This window comes from uncultured Comamonas sp., assembly GCF_964277875.1.
Lineage (GTDB): Bacteria > Pseudomonadota > Gammaproteobacteria > Burkholderiales > Burkholderiaceae_C > Comamonas > Comamonas sediminis.
The window spans coordinates 247,859-270,135 of record NZ_CAXYJV010000041.1 but is presented as its reverse complement, the minus strand read 5'-3'; the positions used below and the strand labels follow the sequence as shown (position 1 = coordinate 270,135).

The 22,277-nt window shown below is 63.6% G+C and carries 19 protein-coding genes; 11 read left to right on the top strand and 8 right to left on the bottom strand.

What is annotated here, in order from left to right:
• Positions 1-110 precede the first annotated feature (110 nt).
• From ACHWUQ_RS16730 to ACHWUQ_RS16720, 3 genes are all read left to right on the top strand, one after another.
• The gene (locus ACHWUQ_RS16730) at positions 111-809 is read left to right on the top strand and encodes a fumarylacetoacetate hydrolase family protein (RefSeq protein WP_394681816.1); all 699 of its coding nucleotides are present in this window, start codon (positions 111-113) and stop codon (positions 807-809) included.
• A gap of 86 nt (positions 810-895) precedes the next feature.
• Positions 896-1,507 (top strand): NUDIX hydrolase, encoded by a 612-nt coding sequence (locus ACHWUQ_RS16725; protein WP_394681815.1) that lies wholly within the window; start codon positions 896-898, stop codon positions 1,505-1,507.
• A 14-nt stretch (positions 1,508-1,521) separates the two neighbouring features.
• Positions 1,522-2,067, top strand: coding sequence for a hypothetical protein (locus ACHWUQ_RS16720; protein WP_394681814.1), 546 nt, complete (start codon positions 1,522-1,524; stop codon positions 2,065-2,067).
• Positions 2,068-2,178: 111 nt separating this feature from the next.
• Here the strand turns inward: ACHWUQ_RS16720 and ACHWUQ_RS16715 are convergent, their stop codons facing one another.
• The 4 genes from ACHWUQ_RS16715 to smc form a co-directional block, all read right to left on the bottom strand.
• Positions 2,179-2,943 (bottom strand): hypothetical protein, encoded by a 765-nt coding sequence (locus ACHWUQ_RS16715; protein ID WP_369459308.1) that lies wholly within the window; start codon positions 2,941-2,943, stop codon positions 2,179-2,181.
• Between the two features lie 170 nt (positions 2,944-3,113).
• Positions 3,114-5,207, bottom strand: coding sequence for an NAD-dependent DNA ligase LigA (ligA, locus tag ACHWUQ_RS16710; protein ID WP_312835785.1), 2,094 nt, complete (start codon positions 5,205-5,207; stop codon positions 3,114-3,116).
• Between the two features lie 154 nt (positions 5,208-5,361).
• Positions 5,362-6,495, bottom strand: coding sequence for a cell division protein ZipA C-terminal FtsZ-binding domain-containing protein (locus ACHWUQ_RS16705; RefSeq protein WP_239811943.1), 1,134 nt, complete (start codon positions 6,493-6,495; stop codon positions 5,362-5,364).
• 22 nt (positions 6,496-6,517) lie between these two features.
• Positions 6,518-10,045 (bottom strand): chromosome segregation protein SMC, encoded by a 3,528-nt coding sequence (gene smc, locus ACHWUQ_RS16700; RefSeq protein WP_394681813.1) that lies wholly within the window; start codon positions 10,043-10,045, stop codon positions 6,518-6,520.
• Between the two features lie 341 nt (positions 10,046-10,386).
• On the opposite strand from smc, the gene ACHWUQ_RS16695 reads away from it, so the two are divergent.
• The 6 genes from ACHWUQ_RS16695 to gloA all read left to right on the top strand — a co-directional run bounded on the left by ACHWUQ_RS16695 (position 10,387) and on the right by gloA (position 14,928).
• On the top strand, positions 10,387-11,928 hold the full coding sequence (locus ACHWUQ_RS16695) for a YdiU family protein (RefSeq protein ID WP_394681812.1): 1,542 nt from the start codon (positions 10,387-10,389) through the stop codon (positions 11,926-11,928).
• Entirely contained in the window at positions 11,925-12,335 is a 411-nt protein-coding gene (gene msrB, locus ACHWUQ_RS16690; protein ID WP_394681811.1) for a peptide-methionine (R)-S-oxide reductase MsrB, read from the top strand. Before ACHWUQ_RS16695 ends, msrB begins: the two co-directional genes overlap by 4 nt.
• A 253-nt stretch (positions 12,336-12,588) precedes the next feature.
• Positions 12,589-13,134, top strand: coding sequence for a septation protein A (locus ACHWUQ_RS16685; protein WP_394681810.1), 546 nt, complete (start codon positions 12,589-12,591; stop codon positions 13,132-13,134).
• 85 nt (positions 13,135-13,219) lie between these two features.
• The gene (locus ACHWUQ_RS16680; protein WP_230777223.1) at positions 13,220-13,504 is read left to right on the top strand and encodes a BolA family transcriptional regulator; all 285 of its coding nucleotides are present in this window, start codon (positions 13,220-13,222) and stop codon (positions 13,502-13,504) included.
• Positions 13,505-13,551: 47 nt separating this feature from the next.
• Positions 13,552-14,337, top strand: a complete 786-nt coding sequence (locus ACHWUQ_RS16675; protein WP_239811937.1) for a peptidylprolyl isomerase — start codon at positions 13,552-13,554, stop codon at positions 14,335-14,337.
• 177 nt (positions 14,338-14,514) lie between these two features.
• Positions 14,515-14,928, top strand: a complete 414-nt coding sequence (gene gloA / locus ACHWUQ_RS16670; protein WP_394681809.1) for a lactoylglutathione lyase — start codon at positions 14,515-14,517, stop codon at positions 14,926-14,928.
• 98 nt (positions 14,929-15,026) lie between these two features.
• Here the strand turns inward: gloA and ACHWUQ_RS16665 are convergent, their stop codons facing one another.
• Entirely contained in the window at positions 15,027-16,751 is a 1,725-nt protein-coding gene (locus ACHWUQ_RS16665) for a diguanylate cyclase domain-containing protein (protein ID WP_394681808.1), read from the bottom strand.
• Positions 16,752-17,327: 576 nt separating this feature from the next.
• On the opposite strand from ACHWUQ_RS16665, the gene ACHWUQ_RS16660 reads away from it, so the two are divergent.
• Positions 17,328-17,597, top strand: coding sequence for a DNA-directed RNA polymerase subunit alpha C-terminal domain-containing protein (locus ACHWUQ_RS16660; RefSeq protein ID WP_312528482.1), 270 nt, complete (start codon positions 17,328-17,330; stop codon positions 17,595-17,597).
• 253 nt (positions 17,598-17,850) lie between these two features.
• Here ACHWUQ_RS16660 and eda read toward each other — a convergent pair whose 3' ends face one another.
• The 3 genes from eda to ACHWUQ_RS16645 all read right to left on the bottom strand — a co-directional run bounded on the left by eda (position 17,851) and on the right by ACHWUQ_RS16645 (position 20,994).
• On the bottom strand, positions 17,851-18,492 hold the full coding sequence (gene eda, locus ACHWUQ_RS16655; protein ID WP_312457918.1) for a bifunctional 4-hydroxy-2-oxoglutarate aldolase/2-dehydro-3-deoxy-phosphogluconate aldolase: 642 nt from the start codon (positions 18,490-18,492) through the stop codon (positions 17,851-17,853).
• The gene (edd, locus tag ACHWUQ_RS16650; protein WP_394681838.1) at positions 18,477-20,324 is read right to left on the bottom strand and encodes a phosphogluconate dehydratase; all 1,848 of its coding nucleotides are present in this window, start codon (positions 20,322-20,324) and stop codon (positions 18,477-18,479) included. Before edd ends, eda begins: the two co-directional genes overlap by 16 nt.
• A 136-nt stretch (positions 20,325-20,460) precedes the next feature.
• On the bottom strand, positions 20,461-20,994 hold the full coding sequence (locus tag ACHWUQ_RS16645; protein ID WP_312457914.1) for a gluconokinase: 534 nt from the start codon (positions 20,992-20,994) through the stop codon (positions 20,461-20,463).
• Between the two features lie 188 nt (positions 20,995-21,182).
• On the opposite strand from ACHWUQ_RS16645, the gene ACHWUQ_RS16640 reads away from it, so the two are divergent.
• Positions 21,183-22,256 (top strand): LacI family DNA-binding transcriptional regulator, encoded by a 1,074-nt coding sequence (locus ACHWUQ_RS16640; protein ID WP_394681807.1) that lies wholly within the window; start codon positions 21,183-21,185, stop codon positions 22,254-22,256.
• Positions 22,257-22,277 lie beyond the last annotated feature (21 nt).

Below are 22,277 nucleotides of genomic sequence, written 5' to 3'. Positions count from 1 at the left end.
AGACCAGCAACAGCCCGTGCGGAGAGCCTGCAGAGCAAGGTGTTTTGCCGCATAATTTTTGGCACCGCTTCAACCGGGCGGTATTTGTCCGCCTCCAACCAAAGTCCAGCATGAGCCAATACGTCATTTCCCCAGCCGCGCCAACGAGCGTGCCTGTCCAAGGCAGCGACCAGCTGTTCCCCGTGCGCCGCGTTTACTGCGTGGGCCGCAACTATGAAGATCATGCCAAGGAAATGGGCTTTACCGGCCGTGAGGCGCCCTTCTTCTTCATGAAGCCCGCCGATGCGGTGGTGCCTGTCGCCACCGGCAGCACCGGCCAGATCGCCTACCCAACGCTCACGAGCAACCTGCACCACGAGATCGAGCTGGTGGTGGCCATCGGCAAGGGCGGCAAGAACATTGCTGCAGCCGATGCGGCCGCGCATATCTGGGGCTATGGCGTCGGACTGGACATGACCCGCCGCGACCTGCAAAACGACATGAAAAAGCAGGGCCGCCCCTGGGAGATCGGCAAGGCCTTTGAAGGCAGCGCGCCGATTGCAGCGCTGGTGCCCGCCGCCCAGGCCGGCGATATCAACAACGCCGACATCTGGCTGAAGGTCAATGGTGTGGAGCGCCAGCACAGCAATGTGCAAAAGCTGATCTGGAACATTGCCGAGACCATCGAAGTGATCTCGCAAGCCTGGGAGCTGCAAGCCGGCGACCTGATCTTCACCGGCACGCCTGAAGGCGTGGCCGCCGTGGTCAAGGGCGATGTGCTGGAGGGCGGCGTGACCGGCCTGCCCGCGTTGAAAATCGAGCTGGTGTAATACCAGGACAACGCGCCACCCACTGCGGTGGCGCTTTTTTTCGCCCGTTGCCGCGAGCAACGCGGGCTTGACGCACAATAGACCGCATGACCTCTCGCGCCCCCGTTGATTATTGCCGCCGCTGCGGCACCAAGGTTGAGCACCGCCTGCCCGATGACGGCGATACCAAGATCCGCGCGATCTGCCCGGCCTGCCATACCGTCCATTACGAAAATCCGCTGAACGTGGTGGGCACCATTCCATACATGGATGACAAGGTGCTGCTGTGTCTGCGCAATATTGAACCGCGCAAAGGCTACTGGACCTTGCCAGCCGGCTTTATGGAGCTGGACGAAACCACCGGCCAGGGCGCCGAGCGCGAGACCGAGGAAGAAGCTGGCGCCGACATCAAGATGGGCACGCTGTTCTCGCTGGTCAACGTGCCGCATGTCGGGCAAGTGCATCTGTTCTATCTGGCACAGCTCCAAAGCACCACATTCAACCCCGGCTGGGAGACCATGGAGGCCCGCCTCTTCAGCGAAGCCGACATCCCCTGGGACGATATTGCCTTTCGCACCGTCAAGGTCACCCTGCAGCGCTATTTCGAAGACCGCAGGCGCGGGGCATTCGGCATCCATGTGATCGATCTGGAAACGCCGCCCGGCCCCTTGGTACCGCCCCAGCCGGCCGAAGCCTCCGCTGTCCCGACCGTTTCCTGACTCAAGTGCCTCCCATGGCCTCTTACTTTGCCCGCACCTCCTCGGCCCGACGCCGCCTGCTTGGCGGCCTGCTCCTGCCCGCCGTGGCCGCCGGCAGCGCCTGGCTGCCCAGTCTCGCGCACGCCGCCAAACTGCAAGACCTGGCACTGGCGCTGGTCGAGAAATACAAGCTCGGCCACAGCCTGCCCCAAGTAGGCTTGCAGATTGCTGCCAAGTCGCCCGAATACCAGGCCTTGATCGACAAGGTGGGCCAGCAGCAGGCCGGCCAGGCCATGATTGCTGCCACGCGCTCGGTCGCGGCGGACTACCAAAAGCGCTGGGACACGCAGCTGGCTACCGCCTATGCGCAGAATTTCAACGAAGCGCAGCTGCAATCGCTGCTGGACCAGGGACCCCAGTCGCCCCACGCCCAGCTGATGCAAAGCAAGCAAGCCGACATCAACCGCATGATGCAGCAATCGAGTTCGGCCATGCTGCGCGAGATGATGGCTAAAGCGTATGCCAAAGCACAGCAACCTGCAGCCGCCCCCAGTGCGCCTGCCAAAAAACAGAAACCCTGACGCTGACGAGCGCTGGGCCCGCCGGGCCCATGCCCCCCCGTCGGAACCCCCTAAAAAGGCCGTAACCCCCTGCGCAGGAGGTACGGCCTTTTTCATCGCTTTTGTGTGCGGTCAGCGGCTGTCGCGCTTGGCCTGCGCGGCCTGGGTGCGGGACTGGCCACTGGCCTGGATCTTCTTGTTGACCGGCTTGGCTTTGATGGGGTTGCCCCGGCTGGCCGCTGCTGGTTGTGTGGTGGGCACTGCCCCTTGTGCTGCAGCCGTTGCGTTGCCGGCCACTTTCGGAGTGTTCGCTGCGGTCTTTGACGCTTTGGCCGGAGCCGCAGACGACGAGGCGGTTTTCTTCACAGCGGCCTTGGAGGCAGCCTTGCGAGCGCCGCTGGCTTTCTTCACTGCAGCGGCTTTGACCGCCTCGGCAGGGGATGCCTTGGTGGCGGACTTGGCCGCTTTCTTGCGTGGAGCAGCTGCTGCGGTTGTCTTGGCCGCAGCAGCGGGCTTTTTGGCAGCGCTCTTTGCGGGCGCGGGCTTGCTGGTTTTCACAGCGGCGGTCTTGGCAGCCGCTTTCGTGGCATCGGCCTGTACCTTGGCGAGGCGCTCTTCGAAACGGCCCAGCACCTCTTGCATGACATCGGCCTTCACTTCGGTGCGGTTGTTGTCATTGCCAGCGGGCCGACGCGCAGCCGCTGGCCCTTTCTGGGTTTTCACCGTCTGGCGCTGGTAGAGATCGCGGTACTTGGCGCGCAAGGTACGGGTGCGGGTGATTTTGCTGCTGAGCTGACGCTCGGTCAGCTCCTTGATCGCATTGGCACGGCTGGCTTGGAACAGCTCCAGCTCCGGCTTGGTCAGCAAGGTCTGAACTTGTCTCAGGGTATAGCTCACGGCATCTCCTCTGCATAAAAAAAGCAGGGCCGCCGGATGGCAGCCACTGGCGTTTTTCATCGTATTGACATCTGGCAGGCGCCGATGTCGGAGAATGTCCCTATCCCTGCTCCGTGTGGCGCGAGATAGCAAGCCAGTGCAGCGCCATCGCGCTCCAACCTTCCGGCAACTCAAGGCGCTCCATGTTGCAAAAGCCGCAGCATCGCGGCCTCGTCCAGCACGGTCACTCCCAGCTCCTGCGCCTTGCTCAGTTTGCTGCCGGCATCGGCGCCGGCCACCAGGTAATGGGTCTTCTTGCTGACCGAGCCAGAGACCTTGGCGCCTGCAGCTTCCAGCAGGTCTTTGGCCTCATCACGGCCCATGGTGGGCAGCGTGCCGGTCAGCACCACCGTCATGCCGGCCAGGATCTGCGCGGGCTTTTCGGCAGGCACCGCTTCGTCCCAGTGAACGCCCGCAGCGCGCAGCTGCTCAACCACTTCGCGGTTGTGTGGCTGCGCAAAAAAGGTGTGCAGGCTGTTGGCCACCACCGGCCCCACGTCATTCACCTGCAGCAGCTCTTCGACCGAGGCATCCATGATCGCGTCCAGCACGCCAAAGTGCTTGGCCAGGTCCTTGGCGGTGGACTCGCCCACATGGCGGATGCCCAGGCCAAACACAAAGCGCGCCAGTGTGGTTTTCTTCGACGACTCCAGCGCGGCCAGCACATTCTGTGCGGACTTCTCTGCCATGCGCTCCAGGCCTGACAAGGTCGCAATACCCAGTTTGTAGAGGTCGGGCAGGCTGCGGATCACACCGCTGTCCACCAGCTGATCGACCAGCTTGTCGCCCAGGCCTTCGATATCCATCGCGCGGCGGTGCGCGTAGTGCAGGATCGCCTCCTTGCGCTGCGCCACGCAGAACAGGCCACCGGTGCATCGGTGGTTGGCCTCGCCTTTCTCGCGCACCACGTCGCTGCCGCAGACCGGGCATTGGCTGGGCATCGAGAAATTGGGCACATACTGCGGGCGCACGCCAGGCACCCGCCCGGCGACCTCCGGAATCACATCCCCGGCCCGCCGCACGATGACGTCGTCACCAACGCGCACCCCTTTCTTGCGGATGTCGAACACATTGGACAAGGTGGCATTGGTGACGGTGACGCCACCGACAAACACGGGCGCCAACCGGGCCACTGGCGTGAGCTTGCCGGTGCGGCCCACCTGGACCTCGATGCCCTCCAGACGCGTGACCATCTCCTGGGCCGGGTACTTATGGGCCACGGCCCAGCGCGGCTCGCGGCTGACAAAGCCCAGCTCCAGCTGCAGCGCGCGGCTGTTGACCTTGTAGACCACACCGTCGATCTCGTAGCCCAGGTTGGCACGCTCGGCGCCCATGCGCTGGTGAAACGCAACCAGCTCATCGGCACCCTTGGCCACACAGACCTGGGGCGCGACCGGAAAGCCCCAGGCGCGCAGCTGCATCAGCATCGCGTAGTGGCTGTCCCACTGCATGCCGCCTTGGGCCACCGAGGTGACCTCGCCCAGGCCATAGGCAAAGAAGGACAGCGGGCGCTGGGCGGTGATGTTCGAATCGAGTTGGCGCACTGCGCCGGCTGCTGCGTTGCGCGGGTTGACAAAGGTCTTGCCGCCAGCGGCCTCCTGCTTGCGGTTGAGGGCATCAAAATCATCGCGGCGCATATACACCTCGCCGCGCACTTCCAGCACCGGCGGCACCGCGGCATCGGCGCGCAGCTGCAGCGGTATCTGGCGGATGGTGCGGATATTGTGGGTGACGTCCTCGCCCACTTCACCATCGCCGCGCGTGGTGGCCTGCACCAGGCGCCCCGCCTCGTAGCGCAGGTTCATCGCCAGGCCATCAAATTTGGGCTCGGCCACATACTCGACCGGCGGGTCACCGGGGTCCAGGCCCAGCTCCTTGCGGATGCGTGCATCGAAGGCTTGCGCGCCGCTGGCTTCATTGTCGGTTTCGGTGCGGATGCTCAGCATCGGCACCGCATGGCGAACCGGGGTCAGCCCCTCGAGAATGGCGCCGATCACACGCTGCGTGGGCGAGTCCGGACTGTGCAGCTCGGGGTGGGCCTTTTCCAGCGCTTCGAGCCGCTGGTAGACCCGGTCATACTCGCCATCGGGCACCGTGGGCGCGTCTTGCACATAGTATTCATGCGCCCACTGCACCAGTTGCGCGCGCAAGGCCTGCACCTCGGCAGCAGCATCCTGCGGGGTACCGCTGGCGGGCGAGGCAAAAAGATCAATATTCTCAGCCATGTGGCTTGACTCCGAAAATCTGGCAAAGCGCGGGGCCCTGCCTGGTCTGATGCCTGCGACTATACGACCAAAGCCGCATCGCCATCGCGTAAACAGCAGCAGCCAGAATGCAAAAAGGCTGCACCGGCAGCCTTTGCGAAAAAAGGTACGAGGCTTAGCTGAAAAGGCGCCGTGCGGCCAGCGAGCCGGCGGCCAGATCGCGCAGTTCGAGCTGGTCGTAGAGGTTCTCCAGATCCTGCGCGATCGGGTCGACCACCATGATCGGCAGCGGCGTGCCATTCTGGTCGCAGATGACGCCGTCCATCTCTGCGCAAAGCGCTTCGGCGGCGGCGCGCATCTTGTCGAAAGGCTTTTCGCTGCGGGCCACATGCGGCACATCCAGGCTCAGCAGCACATCGCGCAAGGCGCTGGCCTCCGGGTCGTCGGCCAGTGCCGCCTGCGCGTCGTAGGTCAGCGCCAGGATCGCGGGCATCTGCTCGATGCCCGAGGGCATCACCATGCGGCCAGGGCCTGCGGGCACAAAGCCATGCTTGGCCGCCACCTGGGCCACATAGCCGGGACTCCAGGAGGCGCGTTTGGCGCGCAGCATGAAGGCCAGCTGCGCATCATGCTCGCTCGCAAAGGCGTCGAGCTCGCGGGCGCGGGCCACTTCCTGCAGCATGTCGGGCGTGTCGTACGCCGCACCGATACTGTCGGCAAACTGCTGGACCTTGGTGACGAATTCGGAAAACTCGATCTCGTTCATCGGGCCATGGCGGTTGGCCAGCTGCACGCCGGCCTGAAAACCGGTGTAGCGGGCACCGGCGCGCGGCAGCTCCCAGGTCTGGCTGGTTTCATTCAGGCCCTCGATGTTGAAGGCCTTGTTGCCTGCGCGAAAGCTGCTGGGCATCGCCGCAATCGCGGCATTGCCCGAGACGATGCCGTCCGTATGAATGGTGGCAATCGCATCGGTGAGGGGATCGAGGATCTGCTGGCGGTCGCCCAGAAAGGTGCCGGGGTTGCCGCTGCGCGCCACCGCGCCTGCACCAAAGGCATCGGCACTGTGACCGCTCAGGCGGGGACCCTGGCCGCCCAGTTGGGCGTCGAGGACCGGGTCACCGGTAGCTGCCGATGCGGCCCGGCCATCAAAGCCGGGTTCGTAGCGCAGCTCGGAGTCGCCGCTCTGGCCGGGCTCCTCGGGCCGGGGTTTCTTGGGCTCGTTGCGGCGCGCCGACCAGGTGTTGTAGGCGATGTACAAAACCAGAATGACCCCAAAGGTGATCACCAACGCCAGTTGAAAATTACTCATACGTTTTCGTTCTAAAAATCTATCACGCCGAATCCGCCATCGACAACGCAGACTCCATATCCACAGCCACAATGCGCGAGACGCCCTGTTCCTGCATTGTCACACCAATCAGTTGCTGCGCGATCTCCATCGCGATCTTGTTGTGGCTGATGAAGAGGAACTGCGTGCCCCGGCTCATCGAGGCGACCAGCTTGGCGTAGCGCTCGGTGTTGGCATCGTCCAGCGGCGCGTCCACCTCATCGAGCAGACAGAAGGGCGCCGGGTTGAGCTGGAAGATCGCGAACACCAGCGCAATCGCGGTCAGCGCTTTCTCGCCGCCCGAGAGCAGGTGGATGGTCTGGTTCTTCTTGCCGGGCGGCTGCGCCATCACCTGCACACCCGAGTCCAGAATCTCGTCGCCGGTGATGATCAGCTTGGCCTGCCCGCCACCAAACAGCTCCGGGAACATGCGGCCGAAGTGGCTGTTGACGGTGTCGAAGGTGCCCGAGAGCAGTTGCCGGGTTTCGGCATCGATCTTCTTGATGGCGTCTTCCAGGGTCGTCATGGCCTGGGTCAGGTCTTCCATCTGCGAGTCGAGGAAGGTCTTGCGCTCGCGGGCATGGTTCAACTCATCCAGGGCAGCCAGGTTGACGGCACCCAGCGCTTCGATCTCGCGGTGCAGGCGGTCGATGTCGCCCTGCAGTCCGGTCAGGCGCACCTGCCCATCCTTGACCGACGCGGCGATAACGTCCAGATCCGCCTGGGCCTCCTGCAGCAAGGTCGTGTACTGCTCCAGGCCCAGTTGCGCGGCCTGCTCCTTGAGCTTGAACTCGGTGATCCGGTCGCGCAGCGGCTGCAGCTCGCGCTCAAACTGCTGGCGGCGCTCATCGCTGCTGCGCAGCCGGGCCGTCAGGTCATCGTATTCGCTGCGGCGTGCGGCCAGGTCCTTTTCGCGCTCCATCTTGAGGTTCAGCGCATCCTGCAGCCCCCCCTGCGCTGCCGCATCATTAAGGCGTTTTTGCTCTTCCTGCGCGCGCAGCTGTTCATCTCCGAGGGCCTTGGCCTGCTGCATCGCCGTTTCCATCGTGCGGTGGAGCTCGGCGCGGCGCGCTTCCATGCTGCGCTGGCCAAACACCGCTTCCTGCGACTGGCGCTCGAGCGCGCGCAGCTGCTCGCGGGCGCTGGCCAGCTTGCGCTCGGACTCGTAGACGGTTTCATCGAACTGGGCATGGCGCTCCTGGCTGTCGGCCAGCTGCATGTCCAGCTCTTCAAAGCGGGCCTCGGCCGCAATCCGGCGCTCCTGGATCTCTTCGAGCTGCTGCACCACTTCGCCCAGGTCGGTGTCGATCTGGGCCGCGCGGGCCCGGGCCTGCTCGGCCAACTGGGTCAGGCGCAAGGTCTCCACCTGCAGCTCATGGGCACGGTTGCGGGTCTGGGCAGCCTCCGCACGCACCGCCACCAGGCGCTGCGAGGCATCGGCATAGGCACTCTCGGCACGCACCAGCGCGTTGCGCGCCTCTTCGCCGATCAGCGATTGGGCGCGCAGTTCTTTTTCCAGATGCTCGATTTCCTGGGCCCGTGCCAGCATGCCGGACTGCTCGGAGTCCTGCGCATAAAAGCTCACGCTGTGCAGGCTGACGGAGTGGCCGGTCGGCACAAAAATGGTTTCGCCGGCCTGCAGACGGCTGCGCTGGGCCAGCGCCTCGTCCAGGCTCGGGCAGGTGTAGCAGCCGCAGAGCCAGTCGACCAGCACGGCACGCAGGCCGGCATCATGCACACGCAGCAGGTCGGACAGCTGCGCCAGTTTGCCCGCAGGGGCAGCGGCTGGTGCTTGCGGCACGCTGTAAAAGGCCAGGCGCGCCGGCGGTGCATCCTGGGCACCGGCGCCCAAGAATCCACGCACCATATCCAGGCGGCTGACTTCCAATGCCGCCAGCCGCTCGCGCAGTGCAGCTTCCAGTGCGTTTTCCCAGCCCGGCTCCACCTGGATGCGGCTCCACAGGCCTTGCAGGCCATCGAGCCCATGCTTGGCCAGCCAGGGCTGCAGCTTGCCGTCGGTCTTGACCTTTTCCTGTAGCGCCTTGAGGGCATCGAGCCGTGCCGACAGATCGGCCTGCTTGGCGCCTTCCTGGTTCACCTGCTGCTGCTTGCTGCGCCGCGCTTCATCGAGCTGGGGCACACTGTCCTGCAGCTCCAGCAGCCGCCCTTCGGCGATCTCGGCGGCCTCGGCGGCTTCCTCGTTTTGCTGCTGCAGGTTGGCCAGGCGGGTCTCGTCGGGCGCGGCCATCGCATTGCGGTCGCTGCGCAGGCGCTCGCTGCGTACCTCCAGGCCACGGCTTTGTTCGTTCAGGCTGCGCTGCTCGGCGGCCAGCACCTGGATCTGCTGCTGCACCTGGGTGACGGAGCTGCGCTGCTCGTTGGCGCGCTGCTGGGCCAGGCGCAGCGCTTCCTCCATATCGGGCAGTTGCAGGTTTTGCTCTTCGAGCTGGGCCGCCAGCATCTCGGCGCGCTCTTCCGCATCCATACCCTGGCCAGCCAGGTTTTCCAGCTCGGCCTCGGACTCGTCCTTGCGTATCGTCCACTGCGCAATCTGCTCGGCCAGTTGCACCAGGCGGTTCTCCACCCTCTGGCGGCCTTCGACCACATAGCGGATTTCGGCTTCGAGCCGGCCGACTTCGGCGGTGGCTTCATAGAGCTTGCCCTGCGCCTGGTTCACGGTGTCGCCGGCAGCATAGTGCGACTGGCGGATGGTTTCCAGGTCCGCCTCGACATGGCGCAGATCGGCCATGCGCGATTCCAGGTCATTGACCGCCTTGAGGCCTTCGATGCGCACCTTCTCCTGCTCCTGCTCGGCATCGCTGCGCTTGAGGAACCACAGCTGGTGCTGCTTCAGGGTGGCGCTGGCATTGAGCGCGTTGTATTTGGCGGCTACCTCGGCCTGCTTTTCCAGCTTGTCGAGGTTGGCATTGAGCTCACGCAGAATGTCTTCGACCCGGGTCAGGTTTTCGCGCGTGTCGTTGAGGCGGTTCTCGGTCTCGCGGCGGCGCTCCTTGTACTTGGAGACGCCGGCTGCTTCTTCCAGGAACAGGCGCAGCTCTTCGGGGCGCGACTCGATGATGCGGCTGATGGTGCCCTGGCCAATGATGGCGTAGGCGCGCGGGCCCAGGCCGGTGCCCAGGAACACATCCTGCACATCGCGCCGGCGCACCGGCATGTTGTTGATGAAATAGCTGCTGCTGCCGTCGCGCGTGAGCACCCGCTTGACGGCGATTTCGGTGTACTGGCTCCACTGGCCGCCGGCGCGGTGGTCGCTGTTGTCAAACACCAGCTCCACACTGGAGCGGCTGGCCGGCTTGCGGTGCGTCGTGCCATTGAAGATCACATCCTGCATCGACTCGCCGCGCAATTCACTGGCCTTGGACTCGCCCAGCACCCAGCGCACCGCATCCATGATGTTGGACTTGCCGCAGCCATTGGGGCCGACCACGCCCACCAGTTGCCCTGGCAGCATGAAATTGGTGGGCTCCGCAAACGATTTGAAGCCAGCAAGCTTGATGGAATTGAGGCGCACAGTGCTCGTTTTCTCTTGGATGGGCGGCAATCACCTGCGATACGCTGTCGCACACCGGCAGGCCCGCGCAAAACAGGGCTGGCCAGGCATGCCGGGCAAGTGCCGGATGGCCCAGGGATCTTTTCTGATGAACCAAGCGGTAGAACTCAGGCCGACATAATACCGTGCCCTCCCGGCCCACCAGAGACAAAAGCGCAGGGTGCGGCGGTTTTGCGCCCGGGGCAGGGTCAAATAATGTTGCGCCGCCGCACTGGATCGGCCCAAGAAGCCAGACTTGGTATATAGACACAGCGCCACCCGGGGAAAGCTGCAAGGCAGACAATGGCTGCATGGATTCAAGCATGTCTTCCCGCCCGGTTGCCGCCGCAGGCCCCGCATCCACGCCTGCAGCAGCCGATTCTGCATTGCAGCCCGGTGCCCAATGGCACAACGGCTTTGCCGGTCTGCCCCCGGTCTTTTACACGCGTCTGCAGCCCACACCGATGCCGGCGCTGGCGATGCACGCCCGCAATGACGCGCTCGCCCAGCAGATGGGCCTGCGCCCCGAATGGCTGAGGGGCAGCGAAGCCACCGAGGTGCTGGGCGGCAATGCGCTGCTGCCGGGCATGGATGCGCTGGCCAGCGTCTACAGCGGCCACCAGTTTGGCCACTGGGCCGGGCAGCTGGGTGATGGCCGGGCCATACTGCTGGGTGAGATCCGCTCCCCGGCGGCCCCGCAGGGGCTGGAGCTGCAACTCAAAGGCGCAGGCAAGACGCCCTATTCCCGCATGGGAGACGGGCGCGCGGTGCTGCGCTCGTCGATCCGCGAGTACCTGTGCAGCGAAGCGATGCATGGCCTGGGCGTGCCGACCACGCGAGCGCTGTCGCTGGTGACCTCGCCGCAGCCGATTTACCGCGAGACCGTGGAAACCGCTGCCGTCGTGGCCCGCGTAGCGCCCAGTTTTGTGCGCTTTGGCCATTTTGAGCATTTTGCGGCCCGCGATGACCAGGACAGCCTGCGCAAGCTGGCGGACTATGTGGTGGAGCGCTACATGCCGGATGTTGCCCAACACGCCAGCGGCAGCGCCGAGCGCTATGCCGCGTTTTTGGCTGAGGTGGCCGAGCGCACCGCACGCATGATTGCGCTGTGGCAGGCCCATGGCTTTTGCCATGGCGTGATGAACACCGACAACATGAGCATCCTGGGCCTGACGATCGACTACGGCCCCTTCCAGTTTCTGGACCACTACGACGCCAACCACATCTGCAACCACAGCGATACCGGCGGCCGCTATGCCTTTGCCCGCCAGCCGCAGGTGGCGTACTGGAACCTGTTCTGCCTGGGCCAGGCGCTGCTGCCGTTGATCGGCGACGAAGCCACCACCCTGGCCGCGTTGGAGCGCTACAAAACCGCGCTGGAGCCTGCGATGCAGCGGGCGCTGGGCGCCAAGCTGGGCCTTGACCCTGCCCGCAGCACGGCGCCCGAAGCCGTGGCCGGCGTGGTCAACCCCTTGCTGGCGCTGATGCAGCAGCACCGCACCGACTACAGCCTGTTCTGGCGCGCGCTGTCGCAAGCGGTGGCCGATGACAGCCTGCCGGCGCTGGCCCATTGGTTTGATGGCGATGCCGCGTTTGAGACCTGGCGTGAGCAGTACCAGGCGCTGCTGCAGCCCGGCGATGCGACGGCCACCGCCGCACGCATGTTTGCCGCCAATCCCCGCTATGTGCTGCGCAACCACCTGGGCCAGCAAGCCATTACCGCCGCCCAGCAGGGGGACTGGGCACCGTTTGCCCGCTTGCAAACCGTGCTGGCGACACCATATGCGGAGCATCCGGGCTGCGAAGACCTGGCCGCCCTCCCGCCCGACTGGGCGCAACATATCGAAATCAGCTGTTCATCATGAGCTTTCCTGTCCAAAAATCGGATGCCCAATGGCAGGCCGAACTCGCATCCAAACAAGCCGAACCAGTGGCGTACCAGGTCACCCGGCATGCCGCTACCGAACGCCCGTTTACCGGCAAGTACGAGGCCCACTGGGCCGATGGCAGCTACCACTGCATCTGTTGCGGTGCCAAGCTGTTTGACAGCGACACCAAGTTTGATGCTGGCTGTGGCTGGCCCAGCTTCTCCGAAGCCATCCCCGGCGCGATTCAGGAAAACGTGGACCGCAGCCATGGCATGGTGCGGGTCGAGACAGTCTGCGCCCAGTGCGGTGCCCATCTGGGCCATGTATTCCCGGACGGCCCCCAGCCTACCGGCCTGCGCTACTGCATGAACTCGGCCGCGCTGGACTTTGAAAAGCAGGAATGACCCCAGGGCGCAGCAGGCGCCTGGCTTCCGCTTGCGCGGTGTGGAACTTTGGCAGCAGCACGCGCTCTGACAGCGCTGCAAAGCGTGGCGGGGGCTTCAGTCCAGCTTAAGCTGGCGGCAAAACCGCTCGCGTATCATTGGCGGCTTGCCCGCAGACGCGCTACTCAACAAAACACAAGCACCAAAGCCCTGCCTTCTTGTCCGCATCGTGCTCCGCTTTCAGCTACGCCGTGCACAGCCCGCATCGCCTGATATGAAATTTTTGATTGATTTTTTCCCCATCCTGCTGTTTTTCGCAGCGTTCAAGGTCTGGGGGGTGTTCGTGGCCACCGGGGTGGCCATTGCTGCGACCATTGCGCAAATTGCCTACCTGCATTTCAAGGTCGGCAAGGTGGAGCCGATGCAGTGGATCAGCCTGGGCGTGATCGTGGTGTTTGGCGGTGCCACGCTGCTCTTTCACGACGAGGCCTTCATCAAATGGAAGCCCACCGTCTTGTACTGGGTGATGGCAGCCGTTTTGCTGGGCGGCCAGTGGTTCTTCAACCGCAACCTGATACAAAAGCTGATGTCCTCGCAGGTGCAACTGCCCCAGCCTGTCTGGAACACGGTCAACTACAGCTGGGCCATTTTTTTCACCGTCATGGGCATCATCAACATCTGGGTGGCCTACCAGTTTGACCTGGACACCTGGGTCACCTTCAAGATGTTCGGCGGCCTGGGCCTGATGCTGGTCTTCGTGCTCGGCCAGGCCATGTACCTGAGCCGCCACATCCAGCACAACCCGGAAGACCAGCCCTGACAACCGCGGGCGCTGGCCGGCAGCGCATCGCGCTGAACGCAATGGCTGCCGCTGACACACCCGCGCCCATCTTTGCCTTTCCTCTATGCAAGCCCAGGACATTACCGCCACCGCCATTGAAGCGGTGCTGCGCGACAAACTCTCACCCACCCAGTTGGAAGTGATCGACGAAAGCGGTCTGCATGCCGGCCATGCCGGTGCCAATGGCAGCGGTTTTGGCACCCATTTTCGGTTGCGCATCGCTTCACCCTTATTTACTGGCACATCACGCATTGCCCAGCACCGGCTTGTGTATGATGCGCTCCAAGCATTCATTGACGCGGGTTTACATGCCCTTGCCATTGAAGTCCTGAATACACCAAAACAATGAAATCACTGGTGTATATTTCCTTCACAGATAAACAATTTGGATTTCGCATGAAAAAACAGCTCTTGTCCGGTCTGGTTGCAGCTGCCCTGCTTGGTTCAGCCGCGCTGCCCGCAGTGGCCCAGAACATTGGCGTTGTCAATGGCAAGCCCGTGCCTTCGTCTCTGCTGAAGACCTTCAAGGAACAAATGGAACGCAGCGGCCGCCCTGTGAGTGCCGAGCAAGAAGGCCAGATCAAGGAAGCCATCATCGAGCGCGAAATCTATGCCCAGGCTGCCAAGGCCCAAGGCCTGGATGCGACCGAGTCCTTCAAGGGCCAGGTCGAGCTGGCTCGCCAAGGCATCCTGACCCAGGAGCTGTTCGCCGCTTACGAAAAGGCGCACCCCATTTCTGACGCTGCCGCCAAGGCCGAGTACGACAAGTTTGTCGCCACCAACCAAGGCAAGGAATACCATGCCTTCCACATCCTGGTGGACAGCGAAGACAAGGCCAAGGCGCTGATCGCCCAAATCAAGAAGGGTGCCAAGTTCGAAGACCTGGCCAAGAAGGAATCCAAGGATCCTGGATCGGGCCAGCGCGGCGGCGATCTGGACTGGGGCAATGCAGCCAACTACGTGCCTGAGTTCTCCGAAGCCATGACCAAGCTGAAGAAGGGCCAGATGACGGACACCCCCGTCAAGACCCAGTTCGGCTACCACATCATCCGCGTGGACGATGTGCGTGAAGCACAGCTGCCCAAGTTCGAGGAAGTCAAGCCCCAGATCGAGCAGCAACTGCGCCAGCAACAAATCCAGAAGTACCAGCAAGAGCTGCGTGAAAAGGCCAAGGTCGAGTAATTCTCGCCGCCTCGCTTCTGCTTCCAACCCCTGCCCCGTGCAGGGGTTGTGCTTTGTGGGCTGCGGCTCGGCTGGTTGCAGCGCTACACTCAGATGGTTCCGGACAGACCGACAAGGTCGGCCCTCTTCCCTGCGGCGGCCAAGCGCTGCCGCTGCCTTTACAAGAAAGAAAACCCCATGCGTCTTTTGCACACCATGCTGCGCGTTGGCAATCTCCAGCGCTCCATCGATTTCTACACCCAGGTGCTGGGTATGCGCCTGCTGCGCACCTCGGAAAACCCCGAATACAAGTATTCGCTGGCCTTTGTCGGCTATGACGGCGGCAACCCCGGCCAGGCCGAGATCGAATTGACCTACAACTGGGGCACCGAGAGCTATGACCTGGGCACGGCCTATGGCCATATCGCGCTGGGCGTGCCTGATGCGTACGCCGCTTGCGAAAAGATCAAGGCCAATGGCGGCAATGTCACCCGCGAAGCCGGCCCGGTAAAAGGCGGCACCACGTTGATCGCTTTTGTGACCGATCCTGATGGCTACAAGATTGAACTCATTCAACGTGCCGAAGGTGGCGAAGGTGGCGGTCTGCGTTAACAGACCCTGGGCCGCTTGACAGCTGGCCCCTCACACCCCCAAGCCAGGCCCTTGCCTGGCTTTTCTGCTTCCAGGCCCTCAACGGCCCATTGTGCTGGTCAACGGCTGTGGCCGCTGCGCTGCTTGTTCTTGTACATGTCCAGGTCCGCGTGCTTGAGCAGGCTTTGCGGATCGGCACCATCGGCCGGAAAGATGGCCTGCCCGATGGACGCGCCCAGGTGAACCACCACCCCCTCGGGCAAGCCCTTCAGCGTCTGCAACGCCGGTGCGAGGGCTTCAAGGATCTTGGCTTTTACCACCTGGATCTGCGTATCACTGTGGACGCCCTGGAGCACGGCGACAAACTCGTCCCCACCCAGGCGTATCAGCACATCGTTGCTGCGCAGTACTTCCTTGAGGCGCTGCACCACCTCGACCAGGGCCAGGTCACCGTTGTCATGGCCCCAGCGGTCATTGAGCGGCTTGAACTGGTTCAGGTCGATGAAGAGAATCGCGAACACGGCAGGCTTGCCGCTGCCGGGCCGGGTCAGGGTTTCCAGAATGTGGTTCAGCGCGCTGCGGTTGGCAGCGCCGGTGAGCGCATCCGTAAACAAGCGGTGCCGCATATGGTGGACATTGTTGGCCAGCTCGCCAATCTCGTCGTTGCGCTCCACGCCGATCGGTACATCGATTTCACCTTGCCCGACACGGCGCACCGCATAGGTGAGCGAGCGCATATCCTTGGCCAAACCGCCAAAGATGTGCAACCCCAGTGCCAGCGCACTGCCCAGTGCAAGCAAACCCAAGGCGACCACCAGCACGACATGGACGCGAATGCCAGCCAGCATCTGCTGGTGCGGCACGGCCACCACCGCCAGCCAGTTCAGGCCCGCCTCATCGGTGACGCGGCGGTAGGCCACTTCGATCGCATGGTCCTTGGCGTCGAAGATCAGCGCCGTGCGAGCCACCTCGTTGGACTGCGAGAACTCGTTGACCAGCTGCCGGTACACCGCCTTCAAGAGTGGATTGCCCGCGCTGGCAGCATTGACCCGGCTGGGCGGCTGCTCACCGCTCTGGCGGATATTGTCCATGCCCGTGCCGGCAACCAGGTCGCCATTGGGCTCCATGAGGAATGCCTGTGCCCCTTCGGACAAATGCAGGCCATCGACAAAAAGCCGCAATTCCTTCAGCGAGACATCGGTGGCCACCACACCAACGGGCTGGCCGTCCCGCCCAAAAACCTGCCGCGCCCGCGTCATCACCAGGTCCTTGGCATTGAAGTCGATGTAGACAGGCGTCCAGATATGGCCAGCCACGCCCTGCGCAAGCCGGTACCAGGGACGGGTGCGCGGATCGAACAGATGGGACTCTTGGGACAGAAAGATGGGTTCGGCCTGAATCCCCGGCAGCAGGTAGAGGCTGCGCACGTCCTGCGCATGGAGCTTGATGCGCAGCTCCGCCTGGGTTGCATTGCGGCGCAGCAGGCCCATGCCCTGGCCATGGCGGTTGCCGTAGTAGACATAGTCGCCCCGGTGCTGTGTCAGCGACGTGGCCGCCCACAGCCGGGTGCGCAGTGCAGGCATATCGTCCTCGATCCGGCCAGGCGCCTGCAAACCGGCCGGAAAGCTCGCCTCGATGATGGAGCCGGAACTGAAGACATGCCGGTCCACCGCCTGGCTGATGCGCTCGGCCATCTCCACCATCAATTGCTGAGACAGCATCGAGACCGTCTTGCTGCCCGTCCAGTACCACAGCACGCCCAGCACCCCGGTCAGCAATGCGATCAGCATCACAAAAGGCAAAATCAAGGTGATCGTCAACGACGAGGCTTTACGAACGGGCATAACCAGACAATGGTAGGGCGCGGATAGCGCGCGGCGGGCAGCCAGGGATATTGATACTCTCCGCCCATTCTTACTTTAACCGTTTTTATGGATTACATAGCATGATAGACCTGCCTAATAACCCAACACCGGCCAGCGCAGCGGTGACAACAGCCCTAGGCAAACCCTGTGATTTTCTGGTCCTTGGGCAGGCCCTCCCAGCCATTACCTGCAGTTTGGTTAAAGGATAGTTGCGCAGGAGATTCATTTTTTTAGGAGGAAAATACCGCTGGGAAGAAACGCGGTCATTCCACCCCGCACATCGCTGAGTATATGCGCACAAATACATTTAATTACATTAATGTGGCGCAAATCAATCTCTCATCGGCAGAAATCGCCCGCCTCTGAGTTACAAATTAGCTATAAGCTGATAGAATCAATGAATAACAAAATGCGATTTAGCATGATTTGTATCCATTCCTGTCTCGTTGGGGCAAAGGCTTGGGCATCGCAACTCCCGCTGAAGTAGCAGTTGCCTGGCCCCTGTCTTCACTCCAACGACGGACGTTGCCGCTTTGTTTATAGATTGATGATCCCATGGCCACTGAACTCCTCCTGAACAAAAGGCTCTCTCGCAGAACCCTCAACAGCCTGGGGCGGCACGCGATCACCACCGTGGATCAGGTGGTCGAAGCATATCCCGAGCGCTTGCTCAAGCTCAATGGTGTGGGCATGACGGTACTGCGCGATATCGAGCGAACGCTGTTTCCCGGACAGCAGTTCCAGCCGCATTCCGGCCGCTACAAGGCGTGGACCGAAGATGCCTCCAGCCATTCCCATGGCGATCAGACTCAGTCCAAGGAATAAGGGCACCACGGGGGCAGCCTGCGCCCTCGGCACTCGCGTCGCTGGGCAAATACCACATACCAGGCAGCGCTGTGCGGCGCGATGCCCAGCTGCGCCGCCTTGGTCATCCAAGAACGGGGCGAAAGCAGATGGCGCTGCAGCAGCCAGTCATGGCAGCATCGCGCTTGGCATGGCCTCCAGCGCCCGCAGGCCCTGAGAGGGGCCAGGGTAGGTAGCAGGCGCACAGCTAATCCGCACGCCTGCGGCTGCGCGGTCAGCCCTTGTGCCGCAAGCCAGCGGCTTCGCGCGCCAGCAAGGTGATGTGTTCCCAGTCGCCGCGCTCCAGGGTATCGGTGGGCACCAGCCAGGAGCCTCCCACGCAGACGACATTCTTCAACGCCAGAAACTCTGGCGCGTTGGTGGGCGTGATGCCGCCGGTCGGGCAAAACCGCACTTCGGCGAAGGGGCCCTGCCAGGCCTTGAGCATGTTGATGCCCCCGGCTTGCAGCGCGGGGAAGAACTTCAGTTCCTGGAAGCCATCTTGCTGCGCCTGCATGATCTCGCTGCTGGTGGCAACGCCAGGCAGCAGCGGCAAACGGGCCTCGCGGCAGGCTTGGCCGACGCTGGAGGTGTAGCCAGGGCTGACCGCAAAGCGGGCACCGGCCGCTGCAGCCGCATGCGCATCGGCGGCATTGCGCACGGTACCTGCGCCGACGATCGCCTCCGGCACGGCCTTGGCAATCGCTTCGATCGAGGGCAGGCCTTGGGGCGTGCGCAAGGTCACTTCCAGTACCCGGATACCGCCTGCGACCAGGGCCTTGGCCATCGACACGGCGTGGTTGACATCGCGCAGCACGATCACCGGGATCACCGGTGCATCTTGCATGATCGACAAGGCGGTCAGTTGCTCAGCCATGTGCAGGCTCCTTCTTCTGCGCTCAGCGCATTGCGCCGGAATCCGGCAAACAGTTCTCGGCCCAGACCACGGCCATTGGCGCGCAGCTGCTCGGCCGGTATCGTGGCAAGCGGGCGTGCCTCCCAGACGGCGGCATCCACTTCGGCCTGCATGATACCGGTTTCAGCGTCCAGCAGCACCATATCGCCGCTCTCAATTTTGGCCAGAGGGCCGCCGGCCAGTGCTTCAGGCGACACATGGATGGCAGCGGGTACCTTGCCCGAGGCGCCGCTCATGCGCCCATCGGTCACCAAAGCCACCAGGTAGCCCTTGCCTTGCAGCACGGCCAATGGGGGCGTCAGCTTGTGCAGCTCGGGCATGCCATTGGCTTGCGGGCCCTGCCAGCGCACCACGCAGACCACGCCGTTGTGACCATTGGTCTGGCAGGCCTGCTCCAGCGCCCCCGACTTGAAGGCTTCCTGCAGCGCGTCCTGCGAGTCAAACACCCAGGCAGGCGCGCGCAGCACATGGCGATCGAGCGGCACGGCGCTGACCTTGATGACGCTGCGGCCCAGGTTGCCGGTCAGCAGCTTGAGGCCTCCGGTGGGACTGAAAGGCGCGCTGACGGGGCGCAGCACGCTGTCGTCACCCGATTCGGTGGCCGCTTGCCACACCAGTTGGCCCGCTTCGACGCGCGGCACACTGGCGTAAGCCGCCAGGCCCTCGGGGCGCACCGTCAGCACATCGCCATGCATCAGGCCTGCCGCCAGCAGCTGGCCAATCACATAGCCTGGTCCGCCTGCCTCCTGGAACTGGTTCACATCGGCTGCCCCATTGGGGTAGACGCGTGCCAGCAGGGGCACGACCGACGACAGCTGTTCGAAATCATTCCAGTCGATGACGATACCCGCAGCCCGCGCCACTGCCACCCAGTGGATCAGGTGGTTGGTCGAGCCGCCGGTGGCCAGCAAGGCCACCATCGCGTTGACAATGCAGCGCTCGTCGACGATGCGGCCAATCGGCGCAAAGCGCTTGCCGGCAGTGATATTGAGCACCGTGCGCATCGCCTCGCGGGTCAGCAGCTCACGCGCGCCATCTTCGGGGTTGATGAAGGCATTGCCAGGCACATGCAGGCCCATGGCCTCGAGCAGCATCTGGTTGCTGTTGGCCGTGCCGTAGAAGGTGCAGGTGCCCGCATCATGGTAGGCGGCCATCTCGGCTTCCAGCAGCTTTTCGCGGCCCACCAGGCCCTGGGCGGCCAGCTCGCGCACCTTGGCCTTGTCGTTGTTGGACAGGCCCGAGGTCATCGGCCCTGCGGGCACAAACACCATCGGCAGATGGCCAAAATGCAAGGCACCGATCAGCAAACCAGGAACAATCTTGTCGCAGACGCCGAGCATCAGCGCCGCATCAAAGGTGTCATGGGTCAGTGCCACGGCGGTGCCCATCGCAATCGCATCGCGGCTGAACAGGCTCAGCTCCATGCCCGGCATGCCCTGGGTCACCCCGTCGCACATGGCGGGCACACCCCCTGCCACCTGCGCGGTGGCGCCGTGCTTGCGCGCCTCGTCCTTCAGGATGTCGGGGTAGCGCTGCAGCGGCGCATGGGCCGACAGCACATCGTTGTAGGCCGTGACAATGCCCACATTCGGGCCCTTGACCTCAACAATGCGCAGCTTGTCATTGGCAGGCACACCGGCCACGGCATGGGCCACATTGGCGCAGCCCATGGAGCGCATCTGCGGCGGCCGCTGGGCCATCGCGTCCAGCTGGGCCAGATAGTCGCTGCGCGTAGCCGCGCTCTTGGCGCGGATGCGGTCGGTGACCGCTTGAAGAACGGGGTGGATCTGCATCATGGGGAATCCTTTGCATTGCCGGGGCCTGCAGCCATGGCTGCAGCATCCCCTTGTTTATGTAATTTTTATAGCACAGCCGCTGCATGCGGCGCTGGCACCAGGCTTTGTCAGCACTTAGAGCCTGTTGACCATCTCAAGGCTGCTGGGCATCGAGCCACTGCTGCACTTGCTGGGCTATGTGCCCCAGTGGGGTGTCGGCATCCACAGTCAATACCTGCGCCTCCTCGCGGGGGTCTTCCAGCGTCGCAAACTGGTTGGCCACCAGCTCGGGCGAGAAGAAATGCCCCGCGCGCTGCTGCACCCGTGCCAGGGCCGTCTCGTAGCTGAGATCCAGAAACACAAAGCCGAGCCGGGCCTGGGACGCGCGCAGCAACTCCCGGTACTGGCGTTTGAGCGCCGAACAGGTCAGCACCACACCCCCGCCATCATCCGCCTCTGCCAGCAACTGCGCCAGGCGCTGCAGCCAGCCTGCACGGTCGGCATCGGTCAGCGCAATGCCCGCCTGCATCTTGGCCACACTTTCGGCCGCATGGTAGCTGTCGCCTTCGACGAGGCGCCATCCCAGCTGCGTTGCAATGGCTTCACCGGCGCTGGATTTGCCGCATCCCGACACCCCCATCACCACCAGAGCTACAGGACGCCGACGCGAAGAATCACTAGAGGACATGGTCATTGGGTTAGCGCTATCCAATACAGGTAAAAAATAAGCACTGCCCTTGGATGACGCCTCTTGAACAAGCCGATTCAGCAATCAACTTTGCATTTGAGACGGCTGCAGGCACTGCCTTCCTCCCCATCAAACTGGGATAGCGCTATCATACCGGATATTGCTTGCCGACTCGACCGGAGAATTGCTTGCCCCTGCCCTCTTCCACCCCATTGCCCGCGCCAGTGGCCGAGCCCGCTGGCCGCCGCTCGCGTGCCAGCGGCCGGGTCACCTTGCAGGATGTGGCAGATGCCGCTGGGGTGAGCCCGATGACGGTGTCGCGCGCGCTGCGCGGCGAACGCCGGGTGGCAGCGGCGCTGGCCGACAAGGTGCGCGAGGTGGCTTTGCGCCTGGGCTATGTGCCCGACCCGGCCGCGCGCGCGCTGGCATCGCAGAAAAGCAACCAGGTGCTGGTCATCGTGCCCCTGCTCAGCAATACCTTGTTTGTGGATTTGATCGAAGCGGCGCACAAGGTGCTGTTTGCCGCCGGGTACCACCTGTTGATTGGGGTATCGCACTACAGCGCCGCTGAAGAAGAGCAGTTGCTGCGCGCCTACCTGCCAATGCGCCCTGCCGGCCTGATGCTGACCGGTTATGAACGCAGCGCCGGCAGTGCGCAGTTGCTGGCAGCCAGTGGCACGGCCTGCGTGCATCTGATGGAACTGCACCCGGCCAGCGCTGCCGCTGGCATGCACAGCGTGGGCTTTTCGCAGGTGGATGCCGGTGTGACGATGACGGAGCACCTGCTGGCCCAGGGTTACCGCCGCATCGCCTTTTGCGGCGCCCAGCTGGATGCCCGCGTGATGCAGCGCCTGCAGGGCTACCGCCAGGCCTTGCAGCGGGCGGGCCTGGCCGACCCGGGGCTGGAGATTCTGAGTCCCGAGCGCTCGTCGCTGGCCTTGGGCGCGCAGCTGCTGGAGCAGGTGCTGCAGCTGGACAGCGGCGTGGATGCGGTATTTTTCTGCAACGATGACCTGGCCCAGGGCGCGCTGCTGGCTGCCAACCGCCTGAGGCTGGCCGTGCCCGCGCAAATCGCGATTGCCGGTTTCAACGACCTGCCCGGCAGCGCGCAGATGGTGCCGCCGCTGACCACCATCCACACCCCCCGCAGCGCCATTGGTGCCGAGGCCGCCACGATGCTGCTGCAGCTGGTGCAAGGCCAGCCAGTGACGCAGAACCGGCTGGATCTGGGCTACCACCTGGTGCGGCGCGCCAGCACCTGAGTACCTGTTCAAGTCTCAAAC

Coding starts and splice junctions, on each gene's coding strand:
- ACHWUQ_RS16730 (WP_394681816.1), top strand. CDS start 111: ATGAGCCAATACGTCATTTCCCCAGCCGCGCCAACGAGCGTGCCTGTC.
- ACHWUQ_RS16725 (WP_394681815.1), top strand. CDS start 896: ATGACCTCTCGCGCCCCCGTTGATTATTGCCGCCGCTGCGGCACCAAG.
- ACHWUQ_RS16720 (WP_394681814.1), top strand. CDS start 1,522: ATGGCCTCTTACTTTGCCCGCACCTCCTCGGCCCGACGCCGCCTGCTT.
- ligA (WP_312835785.1), bottom strand. CDS start 5,207: ATGGCTGAGAATATTGATCTTTTTGCCTCGCCCGCCAGCGGTACCCCG.
- ACHWUQ_RS16705 (WP_239811943.1), bottom strand. CDS start 6,495: ATGAGTAATTTTCAACTGGCGTTGGTGATCACCTTTGGGGTCATTCTG.
- ACHWUQ_RS16695 (WP_394681812.1), top strand. CDS start 10,387: ATGTCTTCCCGCCCGGTTGCCGCCGCAGGCCCCGCATCCACGCCTGCA.
- msrB (WP_394681811.1), top strand. CDS start 11,925: ATGAGCTTTCCTGTCCAAAAATCGGATGCCCAATGGCAGGCCGAACTC.
- ACHWUQ_RS16685 (WP_394681810.1), top strand. CDS start 12,589: ATGAAATTTTTGATTGATTTTTTCCCCATCCTGCTGTTTTTCGCAGCG.
- ACHWUQ_RS16680 (WP_230777223.1), top strand. CDS start 13,220: ATGCAAGCCCAGGACATTACCGCCACCGCCATTGAAGCGGTGCTGCGC.
- ACHWUQ_RS16675 (WP_239811937.1), top strand. CDS start 13,552: ATGAAAAAACAGCTCTTGTCCGGTCTGGTTGCAGCTGCCCTGCTTGGT.
- gloA (WP_394681809.1), top strand. CDS start 14,515: ATGCGTCTTTTGCACACCATGCTGCGCGTTGGCAATCTCCAGCGCTCC.
- ACHWUQ_RS16665 (WP_394681808.1), bottom strand. CDS start 16,751: ATGCCCGTTCGTAAAGCCTCGTCGTTGACGATCACCTTGATTTTGCCT.
- ACHWUQ_RS16660 (WP_312528482.1), top strand. CDS start 17,328: ATGGCCACTGAACTCCTCCTGAACAAAAGGCTCTCTCGCAGAACCCTC.
- eda (WP_312457918.1), bottom strand. CDS start 18,492: ATGGCTGAGCAACTGACCGCCTTGTCGATCATGCAAGATGCACCGGTG.
- edd (WP_394681838.1), bottom strand. CDS start 20,324: ATGCAGATCCACCCCGTTCTTCAAGCGGTCACCGACCGCATCCGCGCC.
- ACHWUQ_RS16645 (WP_312457914.1), bottom strand. CDS start 20,994: ATGTCCTCTAGTGATTCTTCGCGTCGGCGTCCTGTAGCTCTGGTGGTG.